Here is an 18,611-nt window from a genome sequence, read left to right on the forward strand (position 1 = left end):
GGGGGGGAATCTCGGACACCCCCCCCTTTTTCAAAGGGGGGTTGGGGGGGATTTTGCATTTTGGCTGTGCTTGTTCTTTTCTCCTGCTTCGGCGGGGGGGTGGAAAAGCGCGGAAGCGTCAAAGGTTATCGAAACGGCGCTGTCATCACCGAAGGGGGGAGTTTTCGCGTGGGGCCTCTCCCGGAAACCTGGCGGCGCAAATCTTTTTCCTACAGGGCGGTCCTCTTTGAACAGTCAGCCTCGGGCCGGACGATCAGCATCTCTACTTTCTGCAAGGGGAGTTTTGACGATGCCCCCTTGAAAATACTGACAAACCAGCTTTTCTACAATATCACAGCCCAGAGGCGCCGTTTTCAAAAAATCTTGAACCTCGACGGGAGGGAAGCCCTGCGGACCGCGGTTGCCGGCAAAGTGGACGGGGCAGAGATTGTTCTCGACACAGTGGTGCTGAAGATGAACGAGTGTGTTTTTGATTTTGTGTATGTCTCGAAACCGGAAAGTTATCCCGGCGGGGTGTCCGATTTCGAGGGTTTCTACGGGGGGTTCAAATATATCGCCGGACCTTTTTAGGGGCAGGCAAAGCCCCCTCCAGTGGCAAAGCCGGGTCAAGCTACGGGTCTCCCGTAGTGCGAAGCAAACTCGAAGAGTTTGCGGAGTAAGATGTTGCCTCCCCCTCAGCGCCGCTGTGCGGCTGGTTAAATGGTGAAAACATCCTCATTCCATGCCTCCCTTCACCGGATTCAGGACTCCCTCAAACAGCCTCTGGGGCGGATGGGGACCCGGATTCTCGAATACCTCGACTATGTGGGCGGCATCGCAGAGCTGGCCTACCGGGCCGTTAAAGCCATTGCGCGGGGGCAGATTCAGATACGCCTTGTTCTCGAGCAGGTTCTCCATATCGGGGTCAAATCCCTCTCGCTCGTCAATCTGGTGGCCATTTTCACCGGGATGGTGTTGGCCCTGCAGTTCATTGTCGGCCTTCAGCGCTTTGGCCTCACCCTCTACGCGGGGCAGGTGGTCGGCATCGCCATCGTCCGCGAACTGGGGCCGGTTTTGACCTCGCTCATGATCGCGGCGCGGGTGGGGTCGGGGATCGCGGCGGAGCTTGGGTCGATGGCGGTGACGGAACAGGTTTTGGCCATCGAGGCGATGGGGGCCAACCCGGTGGCCAAGCTGGTGGTACCGCGGGTTCTGGTGACCACGCTGATTACCCCCATTCTCACCGTCATTGCCGACGTGGTGGGGATTTTTGGAGGGATGTTTGTGGCTGTTCTGGAGTCGGGGGTGACTGCCCGGTTTTACATCGACCAAGTCCTTCGCACCGTGGAACTGGAGGACTTTTTTTCCGGCACGGGGAAGACCTTTTTTTTCGGTTTTTTGATCGGCATCATCGCCTGCAACCAGGGTTTGAGAACCACGCGCGGGACGCAAGGGGTGGGGGAGTCGACGACCCTTTCGGTCGTGATCGCCTCGGTGGCGATTTTCGTGTCGGACTATTTTTTAACGAAGCTGTTTCTTCTTTTTTAGTGCCCGAGTGCCCGAGTGCCTGCGTGCCCGTGTTTACACGGGTACCCGGGCACCCAGGCACGTAGGCACCCGGGCACCGTATTTTGCCGATTATCGAATTCAAAAACGTCTCCAAGTCGTTTGGCGACAATCGGGTGCTGATCAACATGAATCTTGCCATCGGGCAGGGGGAGACGATCACGATTATCGGGGGTTCCGGCACCGGCAAGAGCGTGACCTTGAAGCTCCTTTTGGGGGTTCTTAAACCCGATGAGGGGGATGTCTTCTTCAAGGGAAAAAGCGTTTCGGGAATGGAGGAGGAGGCCCTTATTGAAATGCGTTCGCACATCGGCATGCTGTTTCAGGGGGCGGCGCTGTTCGATTCGCTTACCGTGGAGGAAAACGTGGCCTATCCGCTTCTGGAACACAATCATCACGGCGAGGAAAAGGTAAAAAAAATCGTCAGGGAAAAGCTTGAGGTTGTGGGACTGGACGAAACCCAGGAGATGTATCCGGCAGACCTCTCCGGCGGGATGAAAAAACGGGTGGGGCTGGCGCGCGCCATCGCCACCGATCCGGAGGTGATTCTCTACGACGAGCCGACCACGGGGCTTGATCCGGCCAACACCAACCGGATTGCCGAACTGATCCTCAAACTTCAACAGGAATTGAAGGTCACCTCGGTGGTGGTGACCCACGACATGGCCACCGCTTTTAAGATTTCCAACCGCCTCGCGTTGTTGCATAATAAGAAAATCGAGTTTGTGGGGACGGTGGACGAGGTGAGGCGTTCGCGCAACCCGGTCGTTCAGAATTTCATTGAGGGGGAAATCGGGGAGATATAGTGAGCGAGGATCGGATTTATTCCGTCCGAGCGAACGGGGGGTAGGGTTCCCAAGCCGCGCCGCCAGTGGCGGATTAAGCGGCTTGGGAGCGGAATCAGTTTCCGCCCCCACCTCACTCGAACCGGTGGCGTTCGGTGGGGACCCCGGGCGCCAGCGGCAAAGCCCCCGATATATATGTATCGTTCAAAAGAACTCATGCAGATCCAAGTGGGCGCCTTCGTGGCGATTGGCCTCCTTTTGGCCATGATGGTCATCTTTCTTTTGGGGAGCGAAAAGAGGCTTTTTGAAACCCATTATACGCTCGTCTGTTTTTTCGACGACATCAGCGGCCTGCGCGAGGGGGCCACGGTGCAACTGGCGGGGATTCATGTGGGGACGGTCCGCGAGATTCTCTTCGAGGAAAAAATCGAAAAGAAAAAGGTCAAACTGGTTTTAAAGTTGAGCAAACGGTATCAAAGCCGAATCCGCGCCGATTCAAAGGCCACCATCATGACGCAGGGGCTTTTGGGGGACAAAATGGTCTTTGTCAGCGTGGGAAGCGCCGAGGCCAAAATTTTAAAGGATGGCGACATTCTTCCCTCCGAGTCGCCGACCGGTTTTGCCGAGGTTCTGCAGAGGGGGGATGTCCTCCTGCAAAACGTCAACGACATCGCCGAGGACTTGAAGGAAATCGTGAAAGAGGTGCGCGAGGGAAAGGGGACGATCCATGGCCTGGTCTACGACCCCCACGGGGAGGAGCTGGTGTCCGATATCAAAATGGTGGCCGAAAACCTCGCGGAGGCAAGCAGACATGCGGCCGGCATCACCGGTAAAATCAACCGCGGCGAGGGGACCCTGGGGGCGCTGGTCAACGACGCCTCGCTGTATAACGACATGAAAACCCTTTTGGGCAAGGCCAACCGCAACAAGCTCATCCAGACGGTGGTCCGCTATACCCTTAAAACCAGGGACGAAAAGCTCCTGAAAACCGACTCAAAATAAAAAATAAGCGGCCCGGGCGATTTGTGTTTGTTGAGTCTTCCTTAAATCCTCCTTTTATATTTATTCCTACAAAAATAAATTGACTTACTAATTAAAATATGTTCTACTTATTTATGTGAGTATAACACAAAAACCGGATACGGTTTCCTTTACGGTCAAGGGGCAGGTGGTTATTCCCCGATGGCTTCGCAAAGAATACGAAATTGAGGAAGGAACGCGGGCAACGGTCTATCCAACCGATGAAGGTATTTTAATAAAACCCATTACCGCCAGGCATATCAGGAGCCTTCGAGGATCTCTAAGGGGGTCCAGGGCAATGGATGTCTTTCTTGCCGAACGGAAACGGGAACGGGATTTCTAAGGCGGCAGGGCCGCCAACCAAATGGTCCGAATGGATCTTCAAACGGTCTGCAAACTTCTTCGCAAAATGCGCAGAAGTTGCAGGGTAAGAATCTAAATGGCCGCCAAAGTCCTGGACAGTTGGGCGCTTATGGCGTTCTTTAACGACGAGCCTTCCGCTGAAGAAGTGGAAAAGCTTCTTGTGAAGGCCTCTGAAGACAAGCACAAACTGCTCTTGAGTGTCGTCAACTGGGGTGAGATTTATTACTCCGTGATGAGAGGCGGCTCTCAACGGCTTGCGGAGCAGAAAGCCCATGAAATAGCCGGTTTGCCGATCGAACTTGTCCCGGTCGCGGAAGATTTGGAATTGGCGCGACAAGCCGCCGTCTTTAAGGCAACCAAAAAAATGTCTTATGCGGACTGTTTTGCGGCCGCGCTGGCCAAGATACGAAATATTGCGTTAATTACCGGCGATCGGGAATTTAAAGAAGTTGAAAAAGAAATAAAAGTGACCTGGCTGAAATAGTTTTTAGGCTGAAAAAATCCCGGAAAAATAACTATTGTTGCCCCCCCTCCCAACTGATAAAATATCAGTATAAGCATGACGCGTTACATCAATTCTTTTCGGTGAGATTGTTCCGTCAGAGATCAGTCGATTCAAGACTGTTCTTTAAAAAAATCCATAGCCCAATTTGAATTTTTGTTATTCGGTTATTTTTAACCCGACGAAATTTTTTAACCTGGAGGAAAAAATATGATCTCGGAAAAACAGCTTTTGCAGTTGATTCAGGATGCCGAGGAGATCAAGAATTTCAAGGAGCTCAACTGGCGCGGCAGTTTCGCCGACTACCTGGGGATTTTCATGAAAAATCCCAGGGTGTCGAGGAGCGCCTATCAGCGCCTCTACGACATGGTGGTCTCCCACGGCACCGAGGAATACAAGGAACACAAAAAAACCATCGTCAAATACAAATTTTTCAACGACCCCTACGACGGCGGCCGGGACGGCATCTTCGGCCTCGATCTGCACTTGATGAAGCTCGTCAACGTCTTCAAGGCGGCCGCCCGCCACTACGGTCCGGAAAAGCGGGTCCTCCTTTTGCACGGGCCGGTGGGGAGCTCCAAATCGACCATTGTCCGCCTGCTGAAAAAAGGGCTGGAACATTACTCGCGCACCCCCGAGGGGGCCCTTTTCACCTTTTCGTGGGTCAAAAAGGGAGGCAACGGCGCGAACAATAAACAGTTGGACGTCGTCTTCGGCAACGGCGATGTCATCAACTGCCCCATGCATGAGGAGCCTTTGCACCTTGTCTCGTTCAAGGCCCGTGACAAGCTCCTGTCCGAGGTCAACAAGGCCCTTTCCGCCGAAGAAAAAATTTACGTCGACGGCGATCTCTGCCCCTCCTGCAGGTACATCTACAATGCCCTGTTTGCCCTCTACGAGGGGGACTTCAACAAGGTGATGGGCCATGTGGAGGTGCGTCGGCTGATTCTCTCCGAAAAAGACCGCGTCGGCGTCGGGACCTTTCAGCCCAAGGACGAAAAAAATCAGGACTCCACCGAACTCACCGGCGACATCAATTACCGCAAAATCGCAGAATATGGATCCGAATCGGACCCGCGGGCCTTCAACTTCGATGGCGAATTCAACATCGCCAACCGGGGGTTGATTGAATTCATCGAGGTCCTGAAGCTCGACGTGGCGTTTCTCTACGATCTTCTGGGGGCGAGCCAGGAGCACAAGGTGAAGCCCAAAAAATTCGCCCAGACCGACATCGACGAGGTGATTGTGGGGCATACCAACGAGCCGGAATACCGCAAACTGCAAAACAACGAATACATGGAGGCCCTGCGCGACCGGACGGTGAAGATCGACATCCCCTACATCACCAAGCTTAAAGAAGAGCAGAAGATCTACTACAAGGATTATTCGCCGGACAAAATCAGGGGGAAACATATCGCCCCGCACACCATGGAGATCGCCTCGATGTGGGCGGTTTTGACTCGGCTGGAAGAACCCAAAAAGGCAAACCTGACCCTCATGCAGAAACTCAAGCTCTACGACGGAAAAACCCTTCCCGGTTTTACCGAAGACAATGTCAAGGAGTTGAGGAAAGAGGCTTACAGGGAAGGGATGGAGGGGATTTCACCCCGTTATATCCAGGATAAAATATCCAATGCCCTCGTCTCCGACGTGGGGGGCGGGTGCGTCAATCCGTTCATGGTCCTGAATGAGCTGGAATCGGGGCTGAAGCATCACTCGCTCATTTCCAGCGAGGACCAGAGAAAAAAATTCGTCGAACTCCTGACGCTGGCCAAGGAGGAATACGACGACATCGTGAAAAACGAGGTCCAACGGGCCATCGCGGCCGACGAGGACGCCATCTCGCGGCTCTGCTCCAACTACGTGGACAACATCAAGGCCTACACGCAAAAGGAGCGGGTGCGGAACAAATACACCGGCCAGGACGAGGAACCGGATGAACGCCTCATGCGGTCGATCGAGGAAAAAATAGACATCCCCGAATCGCGCAAGGACGACTTCCGCCGGGAGATCATGAACTACATCGGGGCTCTGGCCGTCGAAGGCAAAAAGTTCGACTACCGGACCAACGAGCGGCTCCACAAGGCGCTTGAACTGAAGCTCTTCGAGGACCAGAAGGACACCATCAAGCTCACCAGCCTTGTCTCCAGCGTGGTGGACAAGGATACGCAGGAAAAGATCGACATCGTCAAGTCGCGGATGACCAAAAACTACGGCTATTGCGACGTCTGTTCCACCGACGTGCTCAACTATGTGGCGTCGATTTTTGCGAGGGGGGACATTAAAGAAAAGCATTAAGTGCCCGGGTGCCCTGGTGCCTGAGTGCCTGGGTAAGAACGCGGGCACGCAGGCACACAGGCCCGTGGGCACGTGAATGTGATATTAAAAATCGAACAAGACTACAGCCGCTTCAAACAGATTGTTCGAGGCAAAATCAAACAGGAGTTGAGGAAGTTCATCACCCGCGGCGAGTTGATCGGAAGGCAGGGAAAAAAATTCATCAGCATCCCCATTCCGCAGATCGACATCCCCCGCTTTCGCTACGAAGACCGCCAGATGGGAGGGGTGGGGCAGGGCGAAGGGGCGGTCGGCACTCCGATTGCCGTCGATTCCGAGGGGGAGGGACAGACGCAGGCGGGCAATGCCCCTTCCGAACATATCCTGGAGGTGGATGTCCCGCTCGAGGAGATGGCCCAGCTTTTGGGCGAGGAACTGGAGCTTCCGCGCATCCTCCCCAAGGGGACCGACCGGGTTGTCTCCACAAAAACCGTCTATCGCGGCGTCCGCCCCGCGGGGCCGGAGTCGCTCCGCCATTTCAAGCGGACCTACAAACAGGCGCTCAAAAGGCAGATCCTCTCCGGCGGGTACAACCTCAATCGCCCGATCGTCATCCCCTACGGCGAGGACAAGCGCTATCGGAGCTTCAAGGTGATTCAGGAGCGCGAACGCAGGGCCGTGATCATCTACATGATGGATGTCTCCGGCTCGATGGGACAGGAACAGAAAGAGATCGTCCGCATCGAGACCTTCTGGATCGACATGTGGCTCCGCTCGCAATACAAGGGGCTGGAAACCCGCTACATCATCCATGACGCCGTGGCCCGCGAGGTGGATGCCGACACCTTCTATCACACGCGGGAGTCGGGGGGGACCATCATCTCGTCGGCCTACCGCCTGGCCTTGAAGATCGTCCAGGAAAATTATCCCCCCTCGGAATGGAATATCTACCCCTTCCATTTTTCCGACGGCGACAACTGGTCGGGTAACGACACCATGGAGTGCCTGAATCTGATGGAAAAGGAGTTTTTCCCCGTCTGCAACGTCTTTTGCTACGGGCAGGTGGAGAGCGAATACGGGAGCGGCCAGTTCCTGAAGGACCTGAAAGACCGGTTCGGCGAGAGTCCCGATTGTCTGCTGACATCCAAGATCGAGGGGAAAGAGGGGATTATCGAGTCGATAAAGGCGTTCCTCGGAAAAGGGAAATGAGTGCCTGTGTGCCCGCGTGCCCGTGTTTACGCAGGCACCCGGGCACTCGGGCACGTGAACACGTAAATGCTGACACCCGAACTCGAAAAATGGCGGATTGAAATCGAAAAAGAGGCCAGAACCCAGGGACTCGATTTTTTCGAGACCATCTTTGAAATCCTCGACTGGAAGCAGATGAACGAGGTGGCCTCCTACGGCGGCTTTCCCAATCGCTATCCCCACTGGCGATTTGGCATGGAGTACGAGCATCTCTCCAAGAGCCATTCCTACGGCCTCTCCAAAATCTACGAGATGGTTATCAACAACAACCCCTGCTATGCCTATCTTCTCCACTCAAACAAACTGGTCGACCAGAAGATGGTGATGAGCCACGTGTACGGCCACTGCGATTTTTTCAAAAACAACGTCTTTTTCTCCCCCACCAACCGCCGGACGATCGATGTCATGGCCAACCACAAAACGAGGATTCAGCGCGCCGTCAACAGGCATGGCTATACGGTGGTGGAGAGCTTCATCGATGTCTGCCTCTCGCTGGAAAACCTGATCGACTGCTATGCCCCCCTCATCCGGAGGAAAAAGGAGGAAAAGCGCCCGCCGCTCGCCGAAGAGGAAGAGGAAGAGGTCACCGAAAAGATAAACGTGAAAAAGCTCCCGGTACAGCGCGAATATCTGGAGCGGTACATCAACCCCAAAGAATTCATCGAAAGTCAGCGCAAAAAGGCCTTGACCAAAATAGAGGAGCAAAAAAAATTCCCCGCCGAACCGGCAAGGGACGTGCTGGCGTTCCTGGTTGAAACGGCCCCCCTGGAAAATTGGCAGAGGGACATCCTCTCCATCATCCGCGAGGAGGCCTATTACTTCGCCCCGCAGGCCCAGACCAAGATCATGAACGAGGGGTGGGCCACCTACTGGCACAGCAAAATCATGACGACAAAAATTTTGACGGACGGCGAGATCATCGACTTTGCCGATCATCATTCGGGCACCATTTCGGCGGGAATGGGCCGCCTCAACCCCTACAAGATCGGCCTCGAGCTGTTCCGCGATATCGAGGAGCGCTGGAACAAGGGGCGTTTCGGCAAGGAATATGATGAATGCGACAGCATGGTGGAAAAACTGAACTGGAACCGGAATTTGGGGCTGGGGAAAAAGAAAATTTTCGAGGTGCGCAAAATTTACAACGACGTCACCTTCATCGACACCTTTCTGACGCCGGAATTTTGCGCCGAACACAAGCTGTTCGCCTTCGACTACAACCGCAACAACTCGACCTACGAGATTTCCTCGCGGGATTTTCCGGCGGTGAAAAAAAAGCTTCTTTTCCAGCTCACCAATTTCGGCCAGCCGTTTGTCGAGGTGATGGACGCCAATTACGGCAACCGGGGGGAGCTTCTCCTTTTTCACCGGCACGAAGGGGTCGATCTGCGCCTCGACTATGCCCGTGAGGTGCTGAAAAACCTGCATGTCCTCTGGAAGCGGCCGGTGCTTGTTGAAACGCGGGTGGACGACCGGATGAAGATTTTTGCCTTCGACGGGAAGGAGCATAAAGAATTCGATTCCAAAGAAGGGGCTTAGATGCTAGGATACACTCCGTTTCGGAAAACCAAAACTTCAACAGGAGGGGAAAAATATGCTCGTTAACGTCGCCAAGAGGGAAAGAAATTTGCGCCTTTTAATCGCCGTTCTGTCGGCGATATGCATCTGGCGGCTCCGGATGCCTCCGTGGGCCGACTATGCCCTGGGGGCGGTGGCCGTTGTCTCGCTCGTCACCGGCCTTTTAAGATACTGTCCCTTGAACCATCTCTTCAAGGTCAAGTCGGCAAGTTAAAGAAATATTTTCCCGCCCACATCCCGAAAACGATATCAAAACGATATCAGGTCTTGACCATGGACCAGATTGAATTGTGCGCCGCCACGGCAACCACGCCGAGGAAAAATCCCCGCCACCGATCCGGCGGTTCCTTAAAGGCCCGCCGGAACGTCCTGCCGAGCCCGTATCTGTTTACGGAGGTGTATGGGGTGCCCCTCCACCGATGAAAAAAGACAATGAAAAAAGACAATTGATCTTAGGCGAGAAATGGATGAAAATGTCCGATGAAGCGGTAACCTCTGAAATTGCCCGATCTTCTTAGTGGGATGCGTTCTTCAGCAAGAAAATTTGAACAGGCGGATGTGGCGGTTAAAGTTTACTTCACCGAAGATGCCATTTGTCTGCAATTAAGCGACGGAAGAGAGGTCAAAGCGCCACTGGAGTTTTATCCGCGCCTGAAAAATGCGACAAAAAAACAAAGGGGCCATTTTCAGTTGATCGGTTTGGGCACCGGCATTCACTGGCCCGATTTGGACGAGGATCTTTCGGTGGAGGGTATTGTTCTGGGCCGGCGAGCCATCATTTAACGTTCCCAAGGCTGTCGCCAGGGCCGGCTATCCCCTCAAACAAATCCCGCAAGTGAGCCCTTCGACTTCGCTTCCCTCAACTCCGCTCCCTTCGGCTTCGCTCAGGGCAAGCGGGACAGGCAGGGCAAGCTGGAACACCCTTCCAAGCCCGTATCCTTTCACGGAGGTGTATGAGGTGCCTGCCGAAGAAGTCCCTTGAATTTCAGCATTGTTTTGCCTAGAATAAGAACATGTCTCATCAGCAATATCATTTTACGGTGATCATCGAGCCGTGTGAAGAGGGGGGCTACTATGCCGAATGTCCCGCTTTTCAGGGGTGTCATGTTCAAGGGGAAACCTACGAAGAGACTCTCGGTGAAATGAGGCACGCCGTTCATGCTTTCATCGAGGAATACCGGAAGCACAAAGAGGCCATTCCCGATGACCAAGTCACGGTCACTTCTCTGCGAGTTGCGGTTTGAAATTCATTCATGTCCGTTCATTTCCCAGTTGTCACTTCTAAAGAAATAATCAAGGTGCTCGAAAAAATCGGTTTTGTCTTTGTCCGTCAAACCGGTTCCAGTCACGCTATTTATCGGCGCCCGTCGGACAATCGACGGACGGTTGTCCCGGTTCACTCGTCAACGCAGATTAAAAGACGAACGCTCAAATCAATTTTGACGGATGCGGGGTTAACTGTGGAAGATCTCAGAAAGTTGTTGTGAGAAGCGGGCTTCGACCCGAAGTTTATCAGGCGCCTCTCCGCTATTTTCCATTTGTCTCCATAAAAACCTGTGTGTTACAAGCAGGCAATGGACGAAAAGTATCAGCCGCAATCCATTGAAACCCGCTGGCAGAAACAGTGGGAAAAAAACAAGACCTTCGCCGCCGGCGAAAACCCCCAAAAGCAGAAATATTATCTCCTCGAGATGTTTCCCTACCCATCCGGAAGAATCCACATGGGGCATGTGCGGAACTACACCATCGGCGACGTGATCGCCCGGTACAAGAGGATGAAGGGTTTTCATGTCCTTCACCCCATGGGCTGGGACGCCTTCGGCATGCCCGCCGAAAATGCCGCCATCCAGAACCGGACCCACCCCGCCAAGTGGACGCGCGACAATATCAATACGATGCGCGATCAGCTCAAGCGCCTTGGGTTTAGCTACGACTGGTCGCGCGAGGTGAACACCTCAGATCCCGCCTATTACAGATGGGAACAGCTCTTTTTTCTCCAGATGTGGGAGAGGGGTCTTGTCTTCCGCAAAGAATCTTTGGTCAACTGGTGCGAGACCTGTCAGACGGTGTTGGCCAACGAGCAGGTATTGGACGGCCACTGCTGGCGGTGCGAGATGGTCGTTGCGCAAAAACCGCTGGAGCAGTGGTTTTTTAAAATCACCAATTACGCCGACGAACTTCTCTCATCGCTGGAAATTCTGAAAGAGGGATGGCCGGAACGGGTGCTGACGATGCAAAGGGAGTGGATTGGCCGCTCCCAGGGGGCGACAATCGATTTTCCCATCGAGGCAACCGATCAAAAGATCACCGTCTTTACGACGCGCCCCGATACCCTCTTCGGGGCCACTTTTATGTCACTGGCGCCCGAAAACCCGCTGGTGGAAAAACTGATTGAAAATTCTCCAAACACCGCCGAGGTGAGGGCCTTTGTGGCAAAGGCAAAAGGTATCCAAAAACAGGGAGGGGCCGATTATGAAAAAGAGGGGATTTTCACCGGGGCTTACTGCCTCAATCCAGTGGTCAAGCGGCAAATGCCCATTTATGTCACCAATTTTGTCGTCATGGAATACGGCACCGGCGCGGTAATGGCCGTTCCCGCGCATGACCAGCGCGACTTCGATTTCGCGCACAAGTACAAACTGCCGGTGATCCTTGTCATTACGCCCGCCGGAAAGGTCGTTGACCCCAAAAGCATGGAGGCCGCCTTTGAGGAGGAGGGGGTTTTGGTCAATTCGGGTCAGTTTTCCGGGATGAAAAGCGCCATCGCAAAGCTGGCGATCGTCGATTATCTCGAACGCAAAAAAATCGGACGAAGAAAGGTCCAATACAAATTGCGCGACTGGGGGATTTCGCGTCAGCGCTACTGGGGGACGCCGATTCCGGCGGTTTATTGCCCGACATGCGGCGTCGTCCCGGCACATGAAGAGGATCTTCCGATCGTTCTCCCCCCCGATGTTCAACTGACCGGCCGGGAAGGGTCGCCGCTGGCCCGACACGAATCTTTTTTAAAAACCGCCTGTCCCAAATGCGGCGGAGAGGCCAGGCGCGAGACCGACACGATGGATACGTTTGTGGAGTCGTCATGGTATTTTTTCCGTTATGTCGATCCGCAAAATACGGCGGAGCCGTTCAACAAAGAGAAGGTTGCCACCTGGTGCCCGGTCGATCAGTACATCGGGGGCATCGAGCACGCGGTTTTGCATCTTCTTTATTCCCGGTTTTTTACGCAGGTTCTGCGCGACCTCGGCTACCTGAACTTGAGCGAACCGTTCGAGCGTCTGCTGACGCAGGGGATGGTCATCAAGGAGGGGGCCAAGATGAGCAAGTCGCGTGGCAATGTGGTCGATCCGAATTATCTCATCGACCAGTACGGCGCCGACACGGCAAGGCTCTTTGTCCTTTTTGCCTCGCCTCCGGAGCGCGACCTCGAATGGTCCGATCAGGGGGTGGAGGGGTGTTTCCGTTTTTTGAACCGGGTCTGGCGGCTGGTCTACGACACGGTGAACAACCGCTGGCCGGGGAATGGGGACGATCCGGAGCTTGCCTTCCAGATCAACAAGACCATCAAAAAAGTCACCGACGACATCGAGAAGGATTTTCACTTCAACACCGCCATTGCCGCCATCATGGAACTGGTCAATTATCTGGCCAAAATCGCCCCGCAGTCGGGATTGTCAGCCTCTTTCAAACAGGCGCTAAAAACCATGATTGTCCTGATATCTCCGATGGTGCCGCACATCGCCGAGGAGATGGGCGAGGTTTTGGGGATTGAAGGGGGTGTTTCTGAACAGCCGTGGCCTTCTTATGATGAGACGGTTCTCGAAAAGCGGGCGATTACCGTTGTGGTGCAGGTGAACGGCAAGGTGCGCGCCCAATTAAGCGTTGCCCCCGACAGCCCGGAGGACGAGATCAAAACTGCCGCCCGCGCGCATGAAAAAATTATTCCCTATCTTGAAGGAAAAAATGTGGCGAAGACGGTGTATGTCCCGGGGCGGTTGGTGAATTTTGTGGTGTCATGACCAAACCCATCACGATTCTTGTTGGCGACGATGCCTGTCTTTTAAACCGCGAATTGGCGCGTCTTCAAAAAAAGCACCTCGATCCGGCGACAAAAGATTTCAATTTCGACCGTTTTTCGGCGGCGGAGGAGCCGCCCGCGAAGATTATCGACGCCTTGAGCCTCCTCCCCATGATGGCGGAATCGCGTCTGGTAATCGTCCGCGACGCGGACAAAATCGGGAAAGACGATTTCGACCAATGGCTTAAATACCTTCAAAACCCCTCGCCCACCACGCAACTGGTTCTGATTGCCCCCAAAATCGACAAGCGTCTCGGCCTGTGGAAGACAGCCGTCAAAGAGGGGACGCTTATCGAATTGAAGCCGCCCTATCCCAACCAGATTCCCCAATGGGTTTCAGGCGAGGCGCGGAAGATGGGAATCGACATCACGATGGAGGCGGCTTACGGCTTGGGCGAATCGGTGGGGCCAAGCCCGATGGGGCTTGTCTCGGCGCTGGAAAAGCTGGCGATCTATGTCTTCCCGCGCACCCGGATTGAACTTGCCGATGTGCAAACTGCCTCGGGCAGTTTTTCAAAAACGGTTTTCGATTTCACCGAAAAAGTGGGGGAAAGAAATTTAAAAGAGGCGATGGGAATTTTGAATGGATTGACGGAACAGGGGGAACCGCCGGTCCGGCTGGTTTTCATGTTGGCGCGTCATTTTCGTCTGCTTCTTCTGGCGCAGGAGGGTGTCAGGGAGCGGCTCTCCGAACAGGAGATGTCTTTCCGTCTCGGCGTTCCTCCTTTTTTTGTGAAGGATTATCTTCGTCAGGCCCGAAAAATCGCCTTTCCCGCGCTCAAAAAAATCTATGCCCGGCTTCTCGCCTGCGACCGGGCGCTTAAAAGAAGCCCGCTGGAACCGCGCCATGTGGTCGATCGGTTCCTCATGCAGGTTTGTCTATGATCCCGATTCCCAACCTGATCATCGGCGGGGGAATTGCCGGCGTTGCGATTGCCGTTGAACTTCTTCAACGCGGGTCCGATTTTTGTCTTCTCGAATCCACTCCCCGTCTGGGAGGCAAGGTCGAGTCCCTGTCGACCGATAAGGCCCACTTCGAATTCGGCCCCAATGCCCTGGCAGGCGTTTCCCCGGAAATGACACAACTCCTCGAACGGCTGGATCTGGCCGGTTCGCTTGTCGAGGCAAATTCCGTCGCGCGTCGGCGGTTTATTTTAAAGAACGGCAAGCCGACCCTCCTCCCGTCAAAGCCCCCGCAGATTTTGACCACAACGGCGCTCTCTCCCCGGGGGCGGATCCGGTTTTTGGCCGAAGCGGTTCATGTCCCGAGGAGAAAAAAAGAGGAAGAGTCGGTCTGGGATTTTTTTGCGCGGCATTTTGGCACCGAAACCGCAAAATACATCGCCGATCCCTTTGTCTCCGGAATCTTCGCCGGCGACGCAAAACAGATATCCCTTTCCGCGGCCTTTCCTACGATGGCGGAGGCCTAAAACAAGGCCTCTTCACTGATCCGCTATCTCCTGTCCCAAAGAAAAACGATGAAAACCGATCCCCGGCTCTATCAGCTTAAAGGGGGGTTGGAGTCCATTTTCCACAGCGCCCGGAAAAAAATGGGGATAGAGCGGGTCCGGTTGAATGAGGCGGCTCTCGATCTGGTGGTGGAAGGGAAAAAACTGCGGGTTTTAACCGGCCGGGGGGAATACGAGAGCGATTGCGTTTATCTGACCGCCCCTGCTTATTCTACCGCCACTCTCCTAAAAAAAAGATTTCCGCAAATCTCGACCGAACTGTCGAAAATAGACTATGCCCCCGTGATTACGGCCCATCTGCGGGTGCAAAGGTCCGAGAAATTTCCCTTTTGCGGCTTTGGCCTTCTCATCCCTTCCGGGGAGCGGAGACAAATACTGGGGACCCTGTGGAATTCAAGCAGTTTTCCGTTCCAGTTTCACGATGAACGGCATCATTATCTGACCGTTTACGCCGGCGGTGCGCGAAACAGGAAACTCATCGAGGCGGATGACGCGGCCCTCCGCGATGTAATCGGCCGGGAGGTGGAGGATATCTTCAGGCTCCGTTTCGGCGTCGAGTGGATCCACCTCAAGCGCCACGAGCGGGCGATCCCCCAGTATGTCCTCGGTTACGGGAAGCTCCTGAATCGGATCAACGCACTCCTCGCGGAAACCCCCTCCCTGAAACTCGCCGGCAATTATCTGGGGGGAGTGAGCCTCTCAAAAACGGTCACGCATGCGGCGGGGATTGTGTGAATGGAAAACGGTCGAAGGGTTGACAAATGACATTTAACTTGACACAATTGGTGTCGGGTTTAGAAAGGCGCCCAATGCAAAAAATCAATGCCCTCGAATTGAGACAGTCGCTGTCAAAGGTAATGCAAAAGCTCAAGCGGAGCGGCGAACCGATCCTTCTGGAAAAAGGCCGCCGGCCAGCGGCTGTTCTTATTTCGCTGGAAGATTTCAAAAGGCGTTTTGCCGAAAAAGAGGCTGACGAAAGGAGAAGAGAAGTTCAACGGAGAATTTTGGGTCTTTCCCGAAAGTCGGCCGTCAGGAAAAATTCCGAGGCGCTGATTCGCGAACTCCGATCCGGAAGGGCCGGATGAATCTCCATGTGGATTCTCGATACGTCCGTTGCCGTTAAATGGTTTTTTACCGATGAATCGGGCCACGCCAGGGCCCGGGAGGTCTTGAACCGCCTGGTCGAAAGGCCGGATGAGTTTGCCGTCCCTTTGCATTTCTTTTTCGAGCTGGCCGCGGTTCTTGTCAGAAAGTCGGGATTTCAGAAACAGTTTGCGCATGAGTCGCTCACCGCAGTTTATCAATTGGGGATCCCCACCTTTGAAATTGGCGAAGATCTGTCGGGAGAGGCCATCGCGATGGCCTGCCGATATCGCCCTCCGGATGTTTGCCGTCATTTGACGGATTATTCATGATTTTGCATGTTTCATCCTGATCCCATGTCTGTCAATCTTCTTTTCCCTCCCTCCCCAGAACCACCTCGCGGTGGGGCTCCATCACCTGCCCGATAGCCATCAGACATTGCATGACAAGCCTCGCATGACGGCCGTCATGCGACGAATTGACGCAAAACATGTTGACCTTTTTTCCATCGCGGGTTTATTTTTTGTGTGTAGGTCGATAACCGACTACGGTTATCGCAACCCACCATCCAAAAAAAGGAGAATGTCAATGACACCATCCAAGATATCACACACCATTTTATGGTTTGTGTTTTGCGTCCTGATATCGGGCCTGTTTCCCCTTCGATCGGCCCAGGCGCTTCCCTCATGGGCGCGCCGTTATAACGCCGACTGTTCCATGTGCCATACCATGATGCCGCAACTCAATCCCATAGGCCATCAGTTCCGTCGCCTGGGCTACAGGATGCCCGAGGAGTTTGACAACAAGGAGGTCCAGTTCTCGTGGGACGATCTGGCCAAGTTCACCAATTACTTTGCGGCGCGGGGACGGGCGCGAGCCACGGTGAACAAACAATCACCGGCCAAAATTGATTTTGATTTTGAGCAACATGACGTCACCCTTTTCTACGGCGGGCCGGTTACGCGGAATATTGCCTACTTCTTTGAGATGCCCTTTGAGCCGGAAAACGAGTTTGCCGAGCTGGAGGTGGGGCAAATCCAGCTTGCCTTCGGCCACTCGGACAGTTTCTTTTTCACCCGCATGGGCCAGTTTCACCAGTTTTCACGGGTTGGATACGGCGGGCTGGATCGCCCCATCGGTCTTAACAATGCCCGCATGTTTGACGTGCGGGTGAACGGCTTCAGGCCGCGCCATGACGGTTTGGGAGTCGAGGCGGGATGGTCCAACGGTAATTTTACGGGCCTTCTCCAGTTTACGAGCGGCATTGAGGCAACAGGCGGTAGCGTGCTGGACAACGAAGACCCGAACAACGACAAGGATATGGCGTTATTGCTGGAATATCTGATTCCCAACCACAATGCGAGCGTTTCCCTGTTGTATGTTTATGGAAGGGCCCCAACGCCCCAGAATGATGCGGGGGCCGACGTGGCGGGCGCCGGTCCCACACGGTATCACCGGTTTTATCTCTTTGGCGACTATACCTTCGAGAAAATCGGCCTTAAACCGATCATTGGCTTTTCCCTGGGGATCGACAACCAGACTATCAGCGGCATCGGAACTGCCACGGCGGCCCTGATTTCTGCCGACAACAGCCTCTCCTGGTTTTCGTTTCTGGAACTGGACAAGAGCATCACCGACAACCTGTATCTGTTGGGTCGTTTTGATTACGACGATGTGACCAACAAGGCGGAGGGGGCGGCCAATACCAGTAAAACATGGGCGGGCACGGCCGGACTGGTATGGCAGTTCCAGAGATACATGCGTTTTTCCGTGGAATATAAGGTGGCCGACAGCCAGGGACAGCATCCGGCTCACGCTTTTACGACGGAAGCCCAGCTCGTTTTCTAGTCTCTCCTGCTTTGAGGTTTGACATCTGCTCGGTGTCGGGATAGGGGCGTCTGCTTGAGGCGGACGCCCTTCTCTTCTTTTGGGGTGAATCGTGTGAAGACAAACATCTCCATCGCGGTTTTTGTCCTTTTTTTTCTGGCGCCGGTTTCGGCCGTTATGTCCGATGCCGCCCGTGGGAAGGAACTTTACCGGGAAAAAAAATGTTACGCCTGCCACGGCATGGAGGGGAAAGGGGGGGGGATCGCCGGGCCGGCGATCGATCGGCTACCCTTAAGCCGCGACGACCTGATCGCCCTCCTCAAAAAAGGAACCAAAAGGATGAGGCCGATGAAAAAGAAGACCCCGGAGGAAGACATCGCCGCCCTTGTCGATTACATCTTTTCGCTCCAGCACAGCGATCGGGGGAATGGGGCTTCGGTTAATCCCGACGCGACGTTGCGGTAACCGACCTCCCCATCGACATCGATGCGGTCCACGATCAGGCGATTGAGGATGGCGAGGCCGGGATGTCATCATCAGAATGGGCCTTGACAGCAGTGTGTATATCTCCCACTACCGGGCGGGGTTGCATGGCGATTGGATCCACCGGTTGAATACGGAATATACGATCAAACTTTGGGATACGACATGATCCCATCCTCACGCCGCGCGTCTTTTGGCCTCGATGGCGGCGACGAGCAGTTGTCTGACCACCGATGCTTTGGAATTGGCCTGCAAGCGGGCCAGTTTTGCGATTTCGGCGGCAAGCCAGGCGGGAATGGACAAAGGAGGGAGCATGACCACCTTGCTTAGCCCCTCGGTTATAACTCCGGTACTGA

The 18,611-nt window shown here is 54.3% G+C and carries 23 protein-coding genes; 22 read left to right on the forward strand and 1 reads right to left on the reverse strand.

Annotation, left to right across the window (positions count from 1 at the left end; translation table 11 throughout):
* The first annotated feature begins 60 nt into the window (after positions 1-60).
* The 22 genes from HYU99_02025 (at position 61) to HYU99_02130 (ending at position 18,237) form a co-directional block, all read left to right on the forward strand.
* Positions 61-570 (forward strand): hypothetical protein, encoded by a 510-nt coding sequence (locus HYU99_02025; GenBank protein MBI2339130.1) that lies wholly within the window; start codon positions 61-63, stop codon positions 568-570.
* A 129-nt stretch (positions 571-699) separates the two neighbouring features.
* Positions 700-1,527: an ABC transporter permease gene (locus HYU99_02030; GenBank protein MBI2339131.1), complete on the forward strand. Its 828-nt coding sequence runs from the start codon at positions 700-702 to the stop codon at positions 1,525-1,527.
* 146 nt (positions 1,528-1,673) lie between these two features.
* Positions 1,674-2,351, forward strand: a complete 678-nt coding sequence (locus HYU99_02035; protein ID MBI2339132.1) for an ATP-binding cassette domain-containing protein — start codon at positions 1,674-1,676, stop codon at positions 2,349-2,351.
* A gap of 174 nt (positions 2,352-2,525) precedes the next feature.
* A complete protein-coding gene (locus tag HYU99_02040) occupies positions 2,526-3,332 on the forward strand; it encodes an MCE family protein (GenBank protein MBI2339133.1) in 807 nt (268 codons plus the stop codon).
* 115 nt (positions 3,333-3,447) lie between these two features.
* Positions 3,448-3,693 (forward strand): AbrB/MazE/SpoVT family DNA-binding domain-containing protein, encoded by a 246-nt coding sequence (locus HYU99_02045; protein ID MBI2339134.1) that lies wholly within the window; start codon positions 3,448-3,450, stop codon positions 3,691-3,693.
* Positions 3,694-3,789: 96 nt separating this feature from the next.
* The gene (locus HYU99_02050; GenBank protein ID MBI2339135.1) at positions 3,790-4,197 is read left to right on the forward strand and encodes a type II toxin-antitoxin system VapC family toxin; all 408 of its coding nucleotides are present in this window, start codon (positions 3,790-3,792) and stop codon (positions 4,195-4,197) included.
* A 228-nt stretch (positions 4,198-4,425) separates the two neighbouring features.
* Entirely contained in the window at positions 4,426-6,513 is a 2,088-nt protein-coding gene (locus HYU99_02055) for a serine protein kinase (protein ID MBI2339136.1), read from the forward strand.
* A gap of 78 nt (positions 6,514-6,591) precedes the next feature.
* Positions 6,592-7,701, forward strand: a complete 1,110-nt coding sequence (locus HYU99_02060) for a DUF444 family protein (GenBank protein ID MBI2339137.1) — start codon at positions 6,592-6,594, stop codon at positions 7,699-7,701.
* Between the two features lie 66 nt (positions 7,702-7,767).
* Entirely contained in the window at positions 7,768-9,276 is a 1,509-nt protein-coding gene (locus HYU99_02065) for a SpoVR family protein (GenBank protein MBI2339138.1), read from the forward strand.
* Positions 9,277-9,331: 55 nt separating this feature from the next.
* Positions 9,332-9,529, forward strand: a complete 198-nt coding sequence (locus HYU99_02070; GenBank protein MBI2339139.1) for a DUF2892 domain-containing protein — start codon at positions 9,332-9,334, stop codon at positions 9,527-9,529.
* Between the two features lie 59 nt (positions 9,530-9,588).
* A complete protein-coding gene (locus tag HYU99_02075; GenBank protein ID MBI2339140.1) occupies positions 9,589-9,738 on the forward strand; it encodes a hypothetical protein in 150 nt (49 codons plus the stop codon).
* A 99-nt stretch (positions 9,739-9,837) separates the two neighbouring features.
* A complete protein-coding gene (locus HYU99_02080) occupies positions 9,838-10,098 on the forward strand; it encodes a DUF2442 domain-containing protein (GenBank protein ID MBI2339141.1) in 261 nt (86 codons plus the stop codon).
* Positions 10,099-10,328: 230 nt separating this feature from the next.
* Positions 10,329-10,559 (forward strand): type II toxin-antitoxin system HicB family antitoxin, encoded by a 231-nt coding sequence (locus tag HYU99_02085; protein MBI2339142.1) that lies wholly within the window; start codon positions 10,329-10,331, stop codon positions 10,557-10,559.
* Between the two features lie 9 nt (positions 10,560-10,568).
* Complete coding sequence (locus HYU99_02090; protein MBI2339143.1) at positions 10,569-10,802, forward strand: type II toxin-antitoxin system HicA family toxin; 234 nt, start codon at positions 10,569-10,571, stop codon at positions 10,800-10,802.
* Between the two features lie 87 nt (positions 10,803-10,889).
* Positions 10,890-13,334: a leucine--tRNA ligase gene (locus HYU99_02095; GenBank protein ID MBI2339144.1), complete on the forward strand. Its 2,445-nt coding sequence runs from the start codon at positions 10,890-10,892 to the stop codon at positions 13,332-13,334.
* Complete coding sequence (holA, locus tag HYU99_02100) at positions 13,331-14,278, forward strand: DNA polymerase III subunit delta (protein ID MBI2339145.1); 948 nt, start codon at positions 13,331-13,333, stop codon at positions 14,276-14,278. The genes HYU99_02095 and holA overlap by 4 nt, the downstream gene beginning before the upstream one ends.
* The gene (gene hemG, locus HYU99_02105) at positions 14,275-14,823 is read left to right on the forward strand and encodes a protoporphyrinogen oxidase (GenBank protein MBI2339146.1); all 549 of its coding nucleotides are present in this window, start codon (positions 14,275-14,277) and stop codon (positions 14,821-14,823) included. Before holA ends, hemG (HYU99_02105) begins: the two co-directional genes overlap by 4 nt.
* A 48-nt stretch (positions 14,824-14,871) precedes the next feature.
* Complete coding sequence (hemG, locus tag HYU99_02110) at positions 14,872-15,597, forward strand: protoporphyrinogen oxidase (protein MBI2339147.1); 726 nt, start codon at positions 14,872-14,874, stop codon at positions 15,595-15,597.
* A gap of 74 nt (positions 15,598-15,671) precedes the next feature.
* The gene (locus HYU99_02115; GenBank protein MBI2339148.1) at positions 15,672-15,947 is read left to right on the forward strand and encodes a type II toxin-antitoxin system Phd/YefM family antitoxin; all 276 of its coding nucleotides are present in this window, start codon (positions 15,672-15,674) and stop codon (positions 15,945-15,947) included.
* Between the two features lie 6 nt (positions 15,948-15,953).
* The gene (locus tag HYU99_02120; protein MBI2339149.1) at positions 15,954-16,277 is read left to right on the forward strand and encodes a type II toxin-antitoxin system VapC family toxin; all 324 of its coding nucleotides are present in this window, start codon (positions 15,954-15,956) and stop codon (positions 16,275-16,277) included.
* A 295-nt stretch (positions 16,278-16,572) separates the two neighbouring features.
* Positions 16,573-17,793, forward strand: a complete 1,221-nt coding sequence (locus HYU99_02125; GenBank protein MBI2339150.1) for a hypothetical protein — start codon at positions 16,573-16,575, stop codon at positions 17,791-17,793.
* A gap of 93 nt (positions 17,794-17,886) precedes the next feature.
* Positions 17,887-18,237, forward strand: a complete 351-nt coding sequence (locus tag HYU99_02130) for a cytochrome c (protein MBI2339151.1) — start codon at positions 17,887-17,889, stop codon at positions 18,235-18,237.
* A gap of 195 nt (positions 18,238-18,432) precedes the next feature.
* Here the strand turns inward: HYU99_02130 and HYU99_02135 are convergent, their stop codons facing one another.
* Positions 18,433-18,570 (reverse strand): hypothetical protein, encoded by a 138-nt coding sequence (locus HYU99_02135; GenBank protein ID MBI2339152.1) that lies wholly within the window; start codon positions 18,568-18,570, stop codon positions 18,433-18,435.
* Between the last annotated feature and the right edge of the window lie 41 nt (positions 18,571-18,611).

It is taken from the genome of Deltaproteobacteria bacterium (genome assembly GCA_016183175.1).
Taxonomy (GTDB): Bacteria; UBA10199; UBA10199; order UBA10199; family SBBF01; genus JACPFC01.